12 protein-coding genes and 3 pseudogenes are annotated in these 14,653 nt (G+C 36.1%); 9 read left to right on the plus strand and 6 right to left on the minus strand.

Features of this window, described 5'->3' with window-relative positions; all coding sequences use genetic code 11:
• Positions 1-4: 4 nt before the first annotated feature.
• The 3 genes and pseudogenes from dhaQ to AZF08_RS22570 all read left to right on the plus strand — a co-directional run bounded on the left by dhaQ (position 5) and on the right by AZF08_RS22570 (position 2,643).
• Positions 5-1,003: a DhaKLM operon coactivator DhaQ gene (gene dhaQ, locus AZF08_RS22560; protein ID WP_033676726.1), complete on the plus strand. Its 999-nt coding sequence runs from the start codon at positions 5-7 to the stop codon at positions 1,001-1,003.
• Positions 1,004-1,759: 756 nt separating this feature from the next.
• Positions 1,760-2,283: pseudogene (locus AZF08_RS22565) on the plus strand (DUF4352 domain-containing protein).
• Between the two features lie 15 nt (positions 2,284-2,298).
• Positions 2,299-2,643, plus strand: a complete 345-nt coding sequence (locus tag AZF08_RS22570) for a DUF4064 domain-containing protein (protein ID WP_033676724.1) — start codon at positions 2,299-2,301, stop codon at positions 2,641-2,643.
• Between the two features lie 324 nt (positions 2,644-2,967).
• Here AZF08_RS22570 and AZF08_RS31885 read toward each other — a convergent pair whose 3' ends face one another.
• Entirely contained in the window at positions 2,968-3,102 is a 135-nt protein-coding gene (locus AZF08_RS31885; protein WP_265182923.1) for a hypothetical protein, read from the minus strand.
• 562 nt (positions 3,103-3,664) lie between these two features.
• Between AZF08_RS31885 and AZF08_RS22575 the strand changes: the two genes are divergently transcribed.
• Together AZF08_RS22575 and AZF08_RS22580 are read left to right on the plus strand one after the other, a co-directional pair.
• A complete protein-coding gene (locus tag AZF08_RS22575) occupies positions 3,665-4,045 on the plus strand; it encodes a hypothetical protein (RefSeq protein WP_033676722.1) in 381 nt (126 codons plus the stop codon).
• Between the two features lie 678 nt (positions 4,046-4,723).
• Positions 4,724-5,254, plus strand: coding sequence for a GNAT family N-acetyltransferase (locus AZF08_RS22580; RefSeq protein ID WP_033676720.1), 531 nt, complete (start codon positions 4,724-4,726; stop codon positions 5,252-5,254).
• Between the two features lie 115 nt (positions 5,255-5,369).
• On the opposite strand, the pseudogene AZF08_RS30185 reads toward AZF08_RS22580, so the two are convergent.
• Positions 5,370-5,450, minus strand: a pseudogene (locus AZF08_RS30185) (SAM-dependent methyltransferase); the annotation flags it as partial.
• Positions 5,450-6,541: an LPXTG cell wall anchor domain-containing protein gene (locus AZF08_RS22585; RefSeq protein ID WP_064504772.1), complete on the minus strand. Its 1,092-nt coding sequence runs from the start codon at positions 6,539-6,541 to the stop codon at positions 5,450-5,452. The gene AZF08_RS22585 and the pseudogene AZF08_RS30185, both read right to left, overlap by 1 nt.
• A gap of 141 nt (positions 6,542-6,682) precedes the next feature.
• On the opposite strand from AZF08_RS22585, the pseudogene AZF08_RS22590 reads away from it, so the two are divergent.
• The 3 genes and pseudogenes from AZF08_RS22590 to ycaC form a co-directional block, all read left to right on the plus strand.
• A pseudogene (locus tag AZF08_RS22590) lies at positions 6,683-6,973 on the plus strand (peptidase M56); the annotation flags it as partial.
• Between the two features lie 295 nt (positions 6,974-7,268).
• Entirely contained in the window at positions 7,269-8,540 is a 1,272-nt protein-coding gene (locus tag AZF08_RS22595; protein ID WP_033676717.1) for a DUF5068 domain-containing protein, read from the plus strand.
• 286 nt (positions 8,541-8,826) lie between these two features.
• A complete protein-coding gene (gene ycaC / locus AZF08_RS22600; protein ID WP_033676715.1) occupies positions 8,827-9,462 on the plus strand; it encodes an isochorismate family cysteine hydrolase YcaC in 636 nt (211 codons plus the stop codon).
• Positions 9,463-9,945: 483 nt separating this feature from the next.
• Here ycaC and AZF08_RS22605 read toward each other — a convergent pair whose 3' ends face one another.
• On the minus strand, positions 9,946-10,497 hold the full coding sequence (locus tag AZF08_RS22605; protein WP_033676714.1) for a hypothetical protein: 552 nt from the start codon (positions 10,495-10,497) through the stop codon (positions 9,946-9,948).
• Between the two features lie 662 nt (positions 10,498-11,159).
• Here AZF08_RS22605 and AZF08_RS22610 point away from each other — a divergent pair.
• Positions 11,160-12,191: a S66 family peptidase gene (locus tag AZF08_RS22610; RefSeq protein WP_033676712.1), complete on the plus strand. Its 1,032-nt coding sequence runs from the start codon at positions 11,160-11,162 to the stop codon at positions 12,189-12,191.
• Positions 12,192-12,295: 104 nt separating this feature from the next.
• Here AZF08_RS22610 and dnaB read toward each other — a convergent pair whose 3' ends face one another.
• Positions 12,296-13,594 carry a replicative DNA helicase gene (gene dnaB / locus AZF08_RS22615; RefSeq protein WP_033676711.1) on the minus strand — a complete coding sequence of 433 codons (1,299 nt, stop codon included), beginning with the start codon at positions 13,592-13,594 and terminating at the stop codon, positions 12,296-12,298.
• Positions 13,591-14,451, minus strand: a complete 861-nt coding sequence (locus tag AZF08_RS22620) for a DnaD domain-containing protein (RefSeq protein ID WP_033676709.1) — start codon at positions 14,449-14,451, stop codon at positions 13,591-13,593. Before AZF08_RS22620 ends, dnaB begins: the two co-directional genes overlap by 4 nt.
• Positions 14,452-14,653 lie beyond the last annotated feature (202 nt).

Raw genomic sequence — 14,653 nt, forward strand, 5'->3', positions numbered from 1 at the left:
AACAATGAAAAAAATTATAAATGATGTTCAAAATATTGTTCAGGATATGTTACATGGATTTTATTTTGAACATAGCGATAGAGTATCTTATAACAGAGAACACAACATCATCCATCGGAAAGACCTTGCTGAAATTGGGCAAGATGTTGTTATGATAAGCGGCGGAGGTAGTGGGCATGAACCAGCTGATATCGGTTATGTAGGAAAAGGGATGCTTTCAGTCGCAGTCAATGGGGAAATCTTCACTCCCCCTACACCAGAACAAGTATTAGCGGCAATTCGCTTAGTGCCCAAGGAAAAGAGTGTCCTACTCATTATTAAAAACTTTAAAGCTGACGTAGAAAGCTTTTTAAATGCTGAATCTTTGGCAAAAGAGGAAGGCAGACTTGTTGATCATGTCATTGTGAATGATGATGTTTCCATCGAAGATGATGCCTCCTTTAACAAAAGAAGACGAGGAGTAGCTGGTACGATTTTCGTTCATAAAATACTTGGAGCAGCAGCTCTTGAAGGCTATTCATTACAACAATTAACGGACATTGGTCGTTCTGCCATTCGTAATCTCCATACATTAGGAGTTGCGCTTTCTCCAGCAATAGACCCTATCCAGGGCAAGGTTTCTTTTACCTTACAAGACAATGAAGTTTTTTATGGAGTCGGCATCCACGGAGAGAAAGGATATCGTAAAGAGGCATTATTTTCTTCTGAAAAATTGGCCATTGAACTTATGAATAAACTCAAAAGTATTTACCGCTGGAAAAAAGGTGATAAGTTTGCCATCCTAATTAATGGATTAGGCGCTACTCCATTAATGGAACAGTATATCTTCGCAAATGACATTCGCCGTTTATGTGAACTTGAAGGATTAGATATTCGATTTGTAAAAGTCGGAACTCACCTAACCTCCTTAGATATGAAAGGTACGTCATTAAGCTTCCTTAAAATAGAAGATCCACTTTGGGAAAAATGGTTAAAAGCAGATGTTGAGGTGGGTAATTGGTAGTTAGGATTAGCTTGGGTATAAAAAGCTGGCGCTTGACTCAATCTTCAATCTAATATCAGCCTCGGGTGAAACACATCCGGGGCTTTGTGGTGACAAAATAACATTTGTACTAACTTCAATTTTCTTTTTAATACTCTGTAATTATTATGAAGATAGAAACCGGGGGCTTCAAAATGAACCCTAGTTTCACCATTTTATAAAATATAACAAGAGAGCCAATCGGCTCTCTTTATTTGTTAAAAGTGCTAACCAACCTTTACAACAACAACAAATGACGCATTAACAATTGATATAAATGCAGAAGCACTTCTAGCATTTATTCGGAGAACATCCCCTTGGTTTAAAGAAAGTAAATCTGTTCTTGATGCCGTAACTATATCATCTAGACCAATAACAACTCGTATTTCTGATAAAAAGTTAACATTCCAAATACTAGAATTAGACCTCCTCCAGTTGCTCCCGTTGAACCTGTTTCTCCTATTAGTCCTGTGGGTCCAGTTTCTTCTGTTGGACCGACTGAACTCGGATCTAATGCGGCGCCATGCAAAATTCCATGTGAGTTAAGTTCATTTTCTTTTGATATATGTCATCACCGCGAAACATTTATCATACCTAATTAAATGCTTTGCGGTGACAAAATGACATTAGTTAGAGCTTTGGCTCTCTTTTTTTATTTTTCTTCGACAAAATAGGTGTAACCTTTTCTGTTATGATGGTTCAGGAAATCTTACATTTTACATAATTGGAGGAAACAAAATGTATAAAAAATTGGGTACATTAGCTCTAAGTGGAGCTCTAGCTTTAAGCTTAGCTGCATGCGGAGAAACTGAAGTAAAGGAAGTAAGCAAGTAAGATACCCTAAGCAGGAAGAAAAGAAAAAAGATACTGCTGAAAACAAAGTGTACAAAGTAGGCGACACAGTTGAAATTAATGGACTACAAGTCACTTTTAATTCATCTAAGTTTGTTGAACCTGCTGAATATATCAAAGCTGAAAAAGGTAAAGTTCTAGAAATCACTTTCAATGCTAAAAACAATGGTAAAAAAGATATCTACTTCGCAACTTCTGAATTAAAGATTGCTGATGCTAATGGCAACCAATTCAAAGAATACTTCGGTGGAGATAATCCATTCATTAACGAAAACATTGCTCCTGGTAACCAAATCCAAGGAAAAATGCTATTCGACGTAGCGGAGTCAGATAAATATACAGGTACATATAAACCTACTTTCACATTAGACAATAAATCTGTGAAATTTGAATTCACAGCGGCAAAATAAAGGAGAATTTACAACATGAAACGAACAACTGAATTTGTATTAGGATTAATTGGTGGTATTTTTGGTATTCTATGTGCATTCATTGCGCTATTTATCGGTGGTGTAAGCGCTGCTATGGACGCTGATAGTGCAAACAGTGTAATTGGATTAGGTTGGGGAGCTGTTGCTCTATCAATCTTAGGGATCGTCGGCTCTGTAATGGTTAAAAGTAAAGCTAAAGTTGGCGGCATTATGATGACTGTTGCAGCTATCAGTGGATTCATCTGTATCTCATTCATTTACATCTTACCAGCAGTTTTATTATTAATCGGTGGATTAATGGGAATCTTCCGCAAAGGTAATGCTTCTGTATCTACATAAGTATGAGCACTCGAAAGAGTGCTTTTTTATTTTCTCAACAACCAATATATTTAAATATGGTAAAATATTCTTGAGATGGGATTGACGATACATTTGTGAAGAAAACATGTTGTTAAAAGTAAAATGGTTTATGGTGGAAGGCACTCATAAGGGTGTCTTTTCTTTATGTAAAAGTGTAACTAATAATTATTACACTTGATTTTTTATAAAAAAATCATATGGATTGCACCTAGTAATTTCATAAAAAACTACTAGATGCAATGGATAAACTGCTAGAGTATTATGAAAATGGTTCTATTAATACTCTATTAAAATCTAATAGAATTACGAACAAAGAGGTATTACTCCTAATCCAATTAAAAGAGCTGCAGCAATTGCAGGAATTGGCACTGGAATCTTAATGCCTTCAACGTATAAAAAATATTGTCCACTTTCTACTTTAAAACAAACTAATCCCATTACTATTCCTCCTTTCTATTAAACTCTTTATATAATATGCAACAATCATATTATTGATATAAATAAATGTCTATTTTGATAGATTTGTATTTTATAACTATATGTAGTCTAGGAAAAAGACAAAAAACCCCCACACAATGTGTAGGGATCAGGAGTAAACACTTTATTAGTTCTACCCATATATGTAAAATTGCATATAAACTACAGCTAACATAATGTTATTATCTTATAGAACTGCTCTATATTTTCTTTCATTAGATCAGAAACCTAGAATCCTATAAAAAATGTGTAAACTTAAGAACTAGAGAAAGGCACTCGTGAGGGTGTCTTTTCTCTGTTTATACCCTTCATATAACGCTTGTCCAAACTTTTCTCGTCCCCAATGCATATATTGTCCTTGTATTTACAAAATTCAACAGTACCCTTTTAGTATTTCGAGGAAAATCACTAAATAAGCACATTTTTTTCTTCTTATGACAGACACATTGTAACAAAATTAATAGAACCCATTTGTTATTCTAATTTGGTGACTAATTGGATACTGAATGGAGTGGATTATTTTATGTTTAAAAAGATTTCTTTGCTTGTTATTTCTGGATCATTGTTTATGTCCTTAACAGCTTGTAAACCAACTTATCAAAAAGCCTCAGCAAAGAATGAAACTTCAGCTTCCCTGTACACCACCAAAGAATTACAAAATACATTCCCTATTGGGATGCCGATTGACGAATATATTGCTAAGAAAAATAAGATGAATATTAAGCACTCTACTAGCATTCCGCTCCCAGATGGAGCTGTCGGAAGAGTATTACAAACAACTGATGGATTTGTTGTGATTTGTGGTAATGAAAAAGAAATTTTTGATGTATTAGTGTTTAGAACGATGGATGAAGTAATAGATTATGAAAAAAGTTTTAAAAAAGAAACTCTTATTAACGAATAAATATTCCTCAACTAGCAAATAAAGTCTTATCCCCTATAGTCATAGTGGTAAGTATCTATACTAAACATTAACAATATTCTATATAAATATTCTCAATTTACTGTATATTAAATCAATGTTACTCTATTCGTGTAGTAACAATTTGTCAGAACCAGGTCCCCAAAACATGGTTTTTGAATATTCATCTCATTACGCGAGAAGAAAGAGCTATTATTAAAAGTAAAGTGGTTCAAGTCGGAGAAAGGCACTCATAAGGGTGCCTTTTCTTTATGGGGTAGCACGCGCATTTCAACGTTTTTATATGCTAAGAGGCTGTCAAAATCCAATAGCATGATTTCAATGATATTTTGATTTAAAGATAAGCTTTTGAACACTATTTAAACTGTTTTTAATTCATTTTACATTGACGTACATTTTTCTCAAATACCTACGTTTTTGTGATTAAATAATTCGCTTAGGGTAATCAACGTATTCGCATGTCGCATTTAATTCATTCTCTTTTGACATATGTCACCTCCGCAAAATACTTATCATACCTAATAAATGCATTTGGATGACAAAATAACATTATTAAGATTGTAAAGGTACTTACTTAAATGAACGGAGCAGTTTAGTGTAAGTAGGAGATTATAAGAGAGATATAGAATATTAACAAAATATTTTATAGGGGGGATATAATTGCCAGTTTCAAAAGATACTGCTAGCTACATTATTCGTACTGGAAAAATAGAAGACTCCGAGGCAATTTTAGACATACAGAAATCAGTTGTTTCCGAAGGCAAGTTTCTCATTTCGTTATCCGAAGAATTTAATAAAACGTCGTCTCAGCAAAAAGAATGGGTACAGGGCATATTAGAAAATGAAAGAGAAACATTAATTGTAGCTGAAAAAGATGGCGAAGTTGTTGGATGGATCGTATTTCTTACCGAAAATAAAAAACGATTGTCTCATACAGGTTCCTTTGGAATAATGATCAGTAAAAATTACAGAGGACTAGGAATTGGAAAAATGTTACTACAAGCTTTATTAGACTGGGCAAAGAAGCATCCTTTCATTGAAAAAATAAGTTTAGGAGTTTTCTCAACAAATCATAGTGCAATATCTTTGTACAAAAAAATGGGGTTCATTGAAGAAGGTCGTAAAATGAAAGAATTTAAAATGAATGATAATGAATACGTAGATGATATTCTTATGTATAAATTCGTTTAAGGAAATTTTAATCACAAGACAATTGCAGGTACCACGCAATAAAAGCCGTTCTCCTATCAACTATGGAAATCGGCTTTTACCACTTATATTGAACACTTTATTCATGTAAAAAAGATTAAGATTTATTAGCTATTATCATAAAACGTTTTGAATTTGTACGGATTCCTTTTTCAGTTTTGTTTGCTATGATGAATTTTATTGAAATATATTTTTAATTCTATTTCGCACTATTAATATAATTCCACCTAAAATTGATAACATCCCTAGAGGCATTGTATTGGATCCTATACCTCCGGCGTTAGGAAGTTCTCTGTTATCGTTTTTCATTTTAAGAGGGGTGTTAGTTTGTTTCGTCTGTGATAATTCAGTTACTTTCTTTTCTACATTTTGCTTTGTCTGTGTTAATTCAGCTATTTCCTCTTCTACAGTTTGCTTGGTACGTGTTAATTCCGTTAATTTATTTTCTATCGTTTGCTTCGTCTGTTTCAATTCTGATACTTTCTCTTCTGCTACGGTTTGCTTGGTACGTGTTAATTCCGTTAATTTATTTTCTATCGTTTGCTTGATCTGTTTTAATTCAGCTACTTTCTCTTCTATCCTTTGCTTCGTCTGTTTTAATTCAAATAATTTCTCTTCTATATTTTGCTTCGTCTGTTTTAATTCTGATACTTTCTCTTCTGCATTTTGCTTTGTCTGTTTTAATTTTGATATTTTCTCTTCTGCATTTTTCCTAATCTGCTTTAATTCCGCTATTTTCTCTTCTGCATTTTGTTTTGTTTGTTTTAATTCAGTTAATTTCTCTTCTGCATTTTTCCTAATCTGCTTTAATTCCGCTATTTTCTCTTCTGCATTTTGTTTCGTCTGTTTTAATTCTGATACTTTCTCTTCTACATTTTGCTTCGTCTGCTTTAATTCTGATACTTTCTCTTCTACATTTTGTTTCGTCTGTTTTAATTCTGATGCTCTCTCTTCTGCATGTTGCTTCGCTTCAGATACTTTCTCTTCTACATTTTGTTTCGTCTGTTTTAATTCTGATACTCTCTCTTCTGCATGTTGCTTCGCTTCAGATACTTTCTCTTCTACATTTTGCTTCACCTGTTTTAATTCTGATACTCTCTCTTCTGCATGTTGTTTCGCCTGATTTAGTTCGGATAACTTCTCTTCTGCATGTTGTTTGATAGAATCATGTATTTTGACGGTATCAGGAACTTCAGCATTAATGGTGTCAGCTCCCGCTATCATCGCTAAAGCTAGTGTAGATATTGCTACTGTTTTTTTAGCACTCATCATTTTGTACCTCTTTTCTTTCATGAGTAATAAGTTATTACGTTCAAATCTTAATATATAAAAATTTATAATATCACTATAATTATACCAAATGTTTATAAACGAAACTAGAATAGTAGGGTTATGTGTAGAAACGGAAACATGGATGTGTACCTACATTCCTTGATGCAAGGATATAATCGTGAAACAGGCACTGTTGCACAATCAGGACATTTACTACCCGTTCGCGTCACAGTTATCCAAAATGGAAATGAATTCACATTAGAAGATTATAGAGAGCCAGGTGACGGTGCGGAATATGAATCTTCTTTACGTAAGGTGTTCCCGAGAGAATATGCAAATCAGGCATTATCCATTTCTAATAAAAATATTCAAGCTTTAGAGGGTCGTATGAATGAGTCTGTTACGATGTGGATCAATGAAGCTAAGTAAGGATAGAATTAATCCATTTGGAAAATTTGAGAGTATACAAATAAAAATCGCATAGCTATTATCTTTGAATGTGTACGGATTCCTTTTTCCGTTTTGCTTGTTATGATGAATTTTTCAAAATGGCAAAGTCTTCTTTCTCTTCACCAGACAGATTTATCCACTTGGATGGTGCAAGGTACTAGAAAAAGCTGGTAAATGATAAAACTTTTTTCTATAATAAAACGTGAAGGGGATATAATCAATTATTTGATTGTGTAGATTAAAAGTTTAATAGGAAAAAACAGGGGGAAGAGGAATGTCTAAAAAAATACTTTCTTTATTTTCTGTCGTAATGATTGCAGCCCTTATGGTGACTGGCTGTGGTCAAAGTGATACAGCAAATAAAGAGCAAAAAGAGAATGTGACAAAAGAAAATAAGGAAGAGAAAACAGATACAGCAAAAGACAAAAAATCTGAAGATAAAAACACTAAAAATACAGCAGTAAACTCAAACGATTATTCAAAGCTTATCTCATATATGGAGAAAGAAACACAAGGAAAAACAAAAGTCGTTTATGAAAACAAAGAAGCGCAAGTACATAAATTAGATGATGTTTCCGTATCGCTTGATAGCTATACATTAGTTGAACTGAATGATTTTCATACCGATTTTAATATCCCTTTTAACAATCAAACAAATGGCGGGGTTATTCTTGCGCACTATAGTGTAAAGAATAGTGCAAATAAAGATGTTTATTATATGCCAGCCTTAGACATGTCATTTACAGGTGCTCAGAAGGTTTACAGTAACTATAGAGATTTAATTCCAAAAGAAGATCAATTACCTACAAAGTTGTCGCCAGGAAATGATTATATAGTAAAAGCAGGAGAAACTGTTTCTGGTTATGTTGCTTATCCATTCGGTAAAGATGATTTAGCAAAAATTTTAGAGCTATCAACAGTAGCAGTTAAAATTCCTTCAGCGCAAGCTAATAAAGGAAAATTTGACGCTCCAATCGGAAGTCCGGTGAATTTTGCATTAAGTTTAAATAAACAAGGTGCTGAAAAGGTTGCAGCAGATAAAACGTTTTATCAAGATAAAGCAACCACTGATAACATGGGCGAGAAAACAATGCTAAAAGAGAAATCAAACATTAATCAAAGTCAAGAATTAGGTGCTGTCCATGCTACATTAGATGGATACCAATTCACCAAATTCACACCAAATTCCGTTGAAGCTCCCCGATTTGGGAATTTCAAAAATGGCACTGTTTTATTAACTGTCAAATTTAAACTAGATAACAAAGAAGCTGAAGATATTGCATTGTCTTCATTAACTTCTAAACTAACACTTAATGATGGTGGGCAGTATACGCTTAGTGAAGGTATGTTGCTGAATTACGCCTATAATGATTCGATTAAAACCGGAACATCTGGCGAGTTATTACAGGTCTACACATTAGATCAAGAGCAGTATGAAAAGATTTGGAAAGACAAAAACTTTGAGATCGAATTAGGACCGATGCGAAATAAAGAGGCAAAAGACATCTCAAAAGGCAAAAAAGTGACATTCACATTACCGAAATAAAAAAACATGAGGGGCCAGGGAAGATTGTTTTCTTCCTTGGCCCATTCTGTTTTTTATCGATGGCTGTTTTCTAAAAGATTGTTGCTTTTTAAATAATTATTTGTAAATATTATACCTTCTAATAAAATGGTAATATAAGGTATTTTCATTATTCTAAAGTCACAGGAAAGAAGGTAAAATATGAAAAATACAAAAGACAAAACCAAGAAAACAAAAAAGGATTTCACCCCAAAAGACGCTGTTTTAGTATTCTCTTCTTTTACATTAATTAAAGGAGGATTATAAAATGTCTGATCTCTATTCTCGTCTTTCCAAAAATGATGCCGCTGTTCTTCTAGTTGATCATCAAACTGGTCTTATTTCCAGTCTAGTACGTGACTATGGTGTTGATGAATTCAAGAACAATGTTTTGGCTCTTGCTAACACTGCTAAGTTTTTTGATTTACCAGTTATTTTAACAACAAGCTTTGAAAACGGACCTAATGGCCCACTTATGCAAGAATTGGTTGAGCTTTTTCCTGGTGCGCCAAAGATAGCTCGTCCTGGACAAATTAACGCATGGGACAATGAAGAATTTGTTAAAGCCATTGAAACAACAGGTAAAAAACAACTAATTATCGCAGGAGTTGTTACTGATGTTTGTGTTGCGTTCCCAGCACTATCTGCTGTAAACGCAGGGTATGAAGTGTTTGTTGTAACCGATGCATCAGGAACTTTTAGTAAACAAGTTGCAGATGCTGCCCTTATGCGTATGGCTCATAGAGGAGTCCAACTAATGAACTGCTTTAGCGTTGCAGCAGAATTGCAGCGTGATTGGCGAAATGACGTTGAAGGCTTTGGGGCCTTACTTGCTAAACATCTTCCTAGTTATCAAAACATCATCGGAAGCTATATGGGAGCCCAAAGAGAACTTAGCAAGTAAAGTAAAATAACTTAAATTAATAATGGTTAACCTTAATTCATAATTAACTATCTTCATCAATAAACAAAGAATTTCTTAGATTGATAGGGTAACACCTCATCCCTATCAATCTAAGAAAATAAGTTACCTCAAAACGAAAATTTCACTTCATTACAGCGATCTATGAAAACTATATAAAAGTAATGAAACTCTTTTACTAATTGTTAAATTCAAAAAATAATCTCTCAATATAAAAAAGACACTCGATGGAGTGTCTTTTTTATATTCCTAATAATTACATTCCCTACTGCTTGAAGAAATTTTTGATTAGCAACTTCTTAATCTTATCCGAGCTGTCTGAAGAAAAAATTAAGACCATTTTACTAGTCTGTTTCTAGCCCTACTCCTCCACCAACCTCCCAACTCCTTCAAAAACCGCATAAGGACTAGGAATCAGAAAGATACTACTACAATCTTTATTAGATTGGGCAGAGAAACATCCTTTTATTGAGAATGCCCATGACTGCGCGTTCTAATTTGGTAGGACAAAGCTGCCAGACTAATCGTCACTCCCCATATGAAAAATCCTCCATAAACCGGGATTATCACCCCTGGCTCGAAATCCTGGGTGTCAGATAGCCTTATGGAACCCACGATTAATTTATAAAATGTCACGATGCAGATACTGGTAAAGGTTAACCCTCCGATCCAAGCAGGAATGAGTAGCAACCAGCCAGGAACCTTCCGTCCACCAATGCCCGGTAATCCTTTTGGGATGATCAACCCCCATGGCCGAACCAGCGCGAGTGCAAGTAATGAAGCGATGATAGCTAAAATGACGGTTAGGTCAACCCCATAGGAATACAGAAAACGACTAACCGGATCAGCGTTGGTTCTCATAGATGCATGCAATGCCTCGATGCCATGCTCAGAAACCAATAGGGGAACTCCAAACACCCAAAGCGTCTTTAAAATGGCGTAGGGAATGAGAGCGACCGATGCTACATATCCCCATTTCTTAGACAGCCACCATTCACCAGATGTTTTTCGTGTCATGTTCATAACCTCCTAATATCCTGATTCTATTAAAAGGCCCACAGCACCGATTCTTTCCTTTTTGGGCCATTAATAAAAAACCATGCTCTAAAAGTTAACTGAAGTCTATTTCTGTCAATAAAAAAAGCCACCTCCTTATTAAAGAATATGTAGAAAAACATAACCATTACACCATTTAATAATAGTACAGAATAATTACTTTGATATGCGTCCGTAGACCTGTTTATACACACAACCAGAGGTCTGTTTATAAAGTGAAACTTTAATCAGTGGGGGGCTTCCTCCCCCACTGATTATTAGCCCTGACCAATCGGGCTGTTACGGGCAGCCCTCCCCCCACCTACCTTCTTTGCCTTTGCTGAACTTTGAGTAGAAACATGCTGGCAATACCCTGAATTGATAAAGTGCTATGTACTGAGAAGTCACCTTATCTGTACGATTGTCATCCTCATCTAAAAACGCCAAAATAAAAAAATAAACCGAATTATTTCACCTCAATAAAGATGGATTTCCGGTTATTCTTAGTTAGCAAACGGACCATATTCTTGAATAATAGCAGGGGATTTCTTGATGATATAGAAACTAAATTCATATGCTATGTTCTTCAACTATGCGGATCGTATAATCATAGTTAATCGAATTATATAAGGGTGGGAGTTAAAGTGTTAATAAAACCAAAGAGATTACAACCGGGAGATCGTATTGCAACAGTAAGTCCTTCATGGGGAGGCGCAGGCGATCCGGAACTAAGGTGGCGTTATGAACAAGGGGTAAAAAGATTAGAAGAAGTTTTTGGTCTTGTGGTTGTACCTATGCCCAATAGTTTGAAAGGTTCAGAGTATATTTACGAGAATCCACAAGCCCGTGCGATAGATTTAATGACAGCATTTCAAGATAAAAACATTAAAGGGATTTTTGCAAATATTGGCGGAGAAGATAGCATTCGCTTACTTCCTTATATTGATTTTGACGTTATACGTGAAAATCCAAAAATTTTTATGGGCTATTCAGATGTGACCATTCCACATTTATTTTGTCATAAAGCGGGCATTTCTTCTTTTTATGGTCCAGCCATTTTAACCGATTTTGCTGAAAACGTTGAGATGGATCCATATACAATTGAAATGGTAAATCGAACACTCTTTTCAAATGAAATGATTGGTGAAATTCAACCGGCTACAGAATGGACGAGTGAGCATTTAGAATGGATCGAATCGAACAAAAGTAAACGGCGTACAATGCAGCAGAACACTGGATATGAACTACTTCAAGGCTCAGGTATCGTACAAGGTCGTTTGATTGGAGGTTGTATAGAAGTACTGGAGTTCGCAAAAGGAACAGAACTTTGGCCTGAGAAAAAATATTGGGAAAACAGCATTCTGTTCTTTGAAACATCTGAAGAAAAGCCAGATCCAACTTATATAAGATATTGGTTACGAAATTATGCAGCGCAAGGGATTTTACAAAACACAAATGGAATCATTTTCGGCAAACCAAAAGACGAAAAGTATTATGAAGAATATAAACAAGAAATTTTAACGGTTATGAAAGAATATGGTTTAGAAGATGTACCGATTCTTTATAATTTAAATTTTGGTCATACCGAACCTAAGTGTATTTTACCTTACGGTGTAATGGCAGAAATAAATTGTGAGAAGAAGACATTCTCGATTTTAGAAAGCGACGTACAATAGAATGAAACTTCCATCAGTGAGGGTGTTCTTCATTCCTCACTGATGGCCCACAGTTCATGTAGGATACAATATATCTATTAGATTTCTCAGCCATTTTACGTAAATCACGAAGTCTGCTTCTTCTCCCCCACAAACCTCCCGTACTCCTTCAAAAACCGTAACTTCATCATCCCAACAGGCCCATTCCGATGCTTCGCCACATGAATCTCTGTAACATCTTTGTTCTCCGTATCTTTATCATAATAATCCTCCCGATACATCAGCATAATTACATCAGCATCTTGCTCAATTTGCCCTGTTTCCCGCAGGTCAGACAAAAGCGGACGCTTATCATGTCGCGACTCCACGGCACGGGATAGTTGCGACAGCGCTACTACGCACACATTTAAATCACGCGCCATTAGCTTTAGCTTACGGGAGATTTCACTCATTTCCTGAAACCTGTTTCCCCTATATTTCGAATCGCCTGTAATCAGTTGCAAATAATCAATAATGACGAGCAGTTTTTTATCCGCATGCTTTCGTTTCAGCTTTCGTACTTGCACCCAAATTTCTTGCGTTGTGACGCCTGCCTTATCATAAATCTCCAGGGGTAGATCTCCAATTTCTGCAAATGCCTGGCTTGTTTTTCCCCAGTCTTCTATCGTAAAACGATGCTTTGGATTTTTCAGCCTTTTCCCCGATACTTCACCGACGCAGGAAACCATTCGTTTCAGCAGTTGCTTGTCGCTCATCTCCAAGGAGAACAGCCCCACTGCCGCACCCGATTTTGCCGCATGAAGCGCACTATTTAAAGCGAACGCCGTTTTTCCTATAGAAGGCCGGGCACCAATCACAACGAAGTCACCTTCCTGCAAACCGCACGTCATCTTGTTTAAAGCCGAAAAGCCGGTCTCAATACCTGTGAGCTCTTCTGTATCTTGATGAAGCTCTTCATACAAGCCAACTAAAGTATCCTTCAAATCAAAATCAAGTGTACAATCCCCCTCTTCCAGTTCGCAAAGCGCTGTAATCGTCTCACCGATTACTTTCTCATCCTTTTCCGCAAGAAGCTGTTCACACATGCTGTGCGCCACGCTTCCCGCACGATTCATTTTCCACGCACTCCGAACAAGCCCCTCATAATAGGAGAAATTCGCAGTAGTAGGAACACTCTCGATCATATTTACAAAGTATTCAATACCGCCAACTTGTTCCAAAAAAGCAGGTTCCATTCTAGAAACAAGCGTAACAAGATCAAGCGGCTGTCCGTCTCCCTCTATTTTCCGTATCAACTTAAATATGGCTTGATGCACAGTCGTAGAAAAGTGCTGCTCGGTCAGTCGGCATTCCTTAATCAGTTCGCCATCAAAAAGCAAAGATCCTAATACCATCTGTTCCGCCTGGGCGTTTTGAATGCTCACGGACGCCACCCCTTTTCCTGTAAGAACTTCTGCAACTCTTCTTCAGACGGTACGTTTTTCTCCCACTCTTCACACTCCTCCAAAAATTTCTCAGTCTCGCGAGCGACAAACGCTTCCTTCTTCCGAAACTTCACTGCCGCTTCCTCTACTTCAATGAGTGTTGTATATCCCTTTCCGTGCCAATCTCGTAAAATGCCCTTCACGTAAGCAATTGTCCGCTTGTTATTTTCATGCGCAATCTGGAGTGCTTTCAGTACAAGCTCCTCCGACAAATCTGCGATCCATTCACTTAATTCATTCGCAGTATAAGGCGACAAACTACCGAAGTTTTGTTCATAAAACATGAATACACTGCTTCCCGGCTCCACTTCTTCAACTTCCCCATCCGTTTCACCGCTTTCAAAAATCTCTTGAGGAATAATCTCAGACACTTCAACAGGCATACCGAAATGCTCTAGTAATAGCGGAATATTCAGCTCTTCCTCCAAGCATTTTTGAAGAAACATATATACAAACTCTTTGCTTTTCACAGCCTTTAACTCACGTAACACGCATTTCTCCACGTTCGTGTTCGTAACTGGGTTATAACGCAACCAATTTTGGATATATAACTCCTTCGTCTCCGCATCATATAATATCTTTCCATACTCGATGAACCGCTGCAGTAGCTTCTCAACAGTCTCTCTGTTGTAACCTGTTTCCATCTCCGCCAAACGTTTTGGCAGTGGATAAATACCACATTGAGTCGTTTTCGAACACGTCAGCAAGTATATATAAAAATATCGCTCCTCCGGCGTTAAATCCAACACAAAATCATCCTGCCAAAAATTCACCTGTACATTACGGTACACTGCCATGTTTATTCCCTCCACTCTTAATGGTAAATAGGAAATTGTCGCTTCCTTCATATATATAAAGAGGAGAGAGGAAAATTGGTAATTTAATTTTATATTTTAAAAAAACTACTACGACATTCATTCTTTTGGAGTAATGCTTGTAGTAGTTTTTTTGTTTTTTATTTTGTTTCTTTTTAGTAATTTATTTATTGGTAGGGAGTTG

Source organism: Bacillus gaemokensis (genome assembly GCF_001590835.1).
In the GTDB taxonomy this organism is placed as follows: domain Bacteria; phylum Bacillota; class Bacilli; order Bacillales; family Bacillaceae_G; genus Bacillus_A; species Bacillus_A gaemokensis.